Source organism: bacterium (assembly GCA_021372775.1).
Lineage (GTDB): Bacteria > Acidobacteriota > Polarisedimenticolia > J045 > J045 > JAJFTU01.
Window position 1 is genome coordinate 1 of the sequence record JAJFTU010000071.1, and the last position, 1999, is coordinate 1999.

The following is a 1999-nucleotide window of genomic DNA, read 5'->3' on the forward strand; positions in this document are numbered from 1 at the left end:
GAGATCCGCGCCGCGCTCCACGGCGAACGCCCCGCGGTCCAGGTCGGGAAGAACGGCGTGGACGAGGCGCTGGTCGCGTCGGCGGAGCAGGCGCTCGCCGCCCGCGAGGCGATCAAGGTCCGGGTCGGCGGCGGCTGCCCGCTCGAGCCGGCCGAGGTCGCGGAGGCGCTCGCGATCGAGCTCAAGGCCGAGGTCGTGGCCATAACCGGCGGCACGATCCTGCTCTACCGCCCGCAGCCCGAAGAAGCGAAATAGCGGCGGATCGTCCGGCCGCCCCCGCGCCGCCCCGGTCAAGCTAAGCGGGGCGCGTCCGATAAGTCCGGTGAGCGTCCGTTCGCCCGAGCGGCGGACGCGGCGCGAGGAGGGCAAGGATGCACTCCGTGACGCAGGTCCAGCCGCCGCCGGTCTCGAACGCCGCCGACGTCGTCGCCGAGAAGTTCGTCAAGAGCCACGAGAAGACCGCCAAGACGAAGGCGAAGGTCGAGCAGCAGCAGCCGAAGACCCGCCGCGCCCAGCCGGCGAGCTCCGACGGCCACGCCGCGTCGGGGCAGGACAGCGGCGGGCTGCTCGACAAGCTCGGCTGATCCCGCGGCGCGTTCCGCGCCGACCGGCGCGCGGCGTCTCAGGCCCGCGGACTCTCCGGCCCGCGGCGTCTCAGGCCCGCGGCCGCCGCAGCCGCCGCAGCGCGGCGCGGGCGGCGACGACCGTCGCGACCGCGCCCAGCGCCGCCAGCGCCGCCGCCAGGCCGTAGTAGCCGCGCCCCGACGGGGCGGGAGGCGGCGCGGGCGCCGTCCAGAGCGTCAGGGCCTCGGCCAGCGCCGGCTCGCGCTTCGCCAGCCGCCGCGCCTCGCGCAGCGGGTTCTCGGCCCACGCCGGGGCGCGCCGGAGCAGCGCGGCCCGCTCGGCGGCCCCGAGCGGCCGGCGCGAGAAGAGCGTCCACGAACGTCCCGCGAGCAGCGCCGACTCGGCGAGCAGCCACGCCCCCCGCTCGGGGGCCTGCGCCGCCCCGGTCTCGGCGAGCCCCAACGCCCACAGCGCGCCCTGCGCGGACGCGGCCTGCGGGATGTTCTGCGGCGGCATCCACCCGTCCGGCGCGGCCTCGGTCGGCGGGACGAGCCAGCCCGACGCCAGCGGGCTCTCGGCGGAGGCGATCCCCAGCCCGACGTAGGCCGGCCAGCCGCCGGCGGCTTCGTCGCCCGGGCGCGTCCCCTCGTCGGACGGCCGCCCGCCGGCGCTTTCGTCGCCCCGGCGCGTCCCCTCGTCCGCCGGCCGCAAGCCGGCGGCTTCGTCGCCCCGGCGCGTCCCCTCGTCGGACGACCCCGCCGGCCGCCCGCCGGCCTCCGCGGCCGGCCCCCGCGCCGCGGCGCCGCCGTCCGCGTCGTCGTCGGCGAGCAGCGTCTCGAGCAGTTCGCGCCGCACGCGCGCCGGCCCGGTCTCCACGACGACCGGCGCCCCGGCGGCCTTCGCCGGCGCGCCGCCGGACAACGGACCGGGGCGGACGACGCGGGCCAGCACCCGCTCGTCGTGCGGCCCGACGGCGAGGCCGCGCGGCGGCGAGGCCGGCCCGGCCCAAAGGACGACCTTCTTCCCGGCGCATTCCGGCGCCCCGACCGCCCCGCCGGGGCCGGCCGCGGAAAGGCCGCCGGCGCGGTCCAGCGCGATCTCCGGCGCGTCCGGGCCGGCCGCGGCGAAGACGAGGCAGGCGTCCGCGGGGATCGCCTCGGCGACTTCCTCGAGGGTCGCCGGCCACGCCGCCTCGACGATCGTCCAGCCGCGCGCGATCCGTCCGGCGTCGAAGAGGAACTGCTCGGCCGCCTCGCGCGGCGTCCGCCCCGCGGCCAGCGCGGCGCGGAAGCCGATCCCGACCAAGCGCGCGGCGGCGACCGACGACTGGCCGACGAGCGGGCGGAGCTCGTCGGCGAGCGGCGGCTCCTCGCCGCGGAGCAGGCGGTCGTGCTCGGCCAGGCCGTCGCGGACCGCGGCCGCGGCCGCCGAGGGG

At 79.8% G+C, this 1999-nt stretch carries 3 protein-coding genes; 2 read left to right on the top strand and 1 reads right to left on the bottom strand.

Annotated features, from left to right (window positions below):
* Positions 1-3 precede the first annotated feature (3 nt).
* The gene (locus tag LLG88_02760; protein ID MCE5245828.1) at positions 4-255 is read left to right on the top strand and encodes a YhbY family RNA-binding protein; all 252 of its coding nucleotides are present in this window, start codon (positions 4-6) and stop codon (positions 253-255) included.
* A 116-nt stretch (positions 256-371) separates the two neighbouring features.
* Positions 372-584 (top strand): hypothetical protein, encoded by a 213-nt coding sequence (locus LLG88_02765; protein ID MCE5245829.1) that lies wholly within the window; start codon positions 372-374, stop codon positions 582-584.
* A gap of 70 nt (positions 585-654) precedes the next feature.
* Here LLG88_02765 and LLG88_02770 read toward each other — a convergent pair.
* The coding region (locus tag LLG88_02770) for a hypothetical protein (GenBank protein MCE5245830.1) at positions 655-1999 on the bottom strand (1345 nt) is incomplete at its 5' end.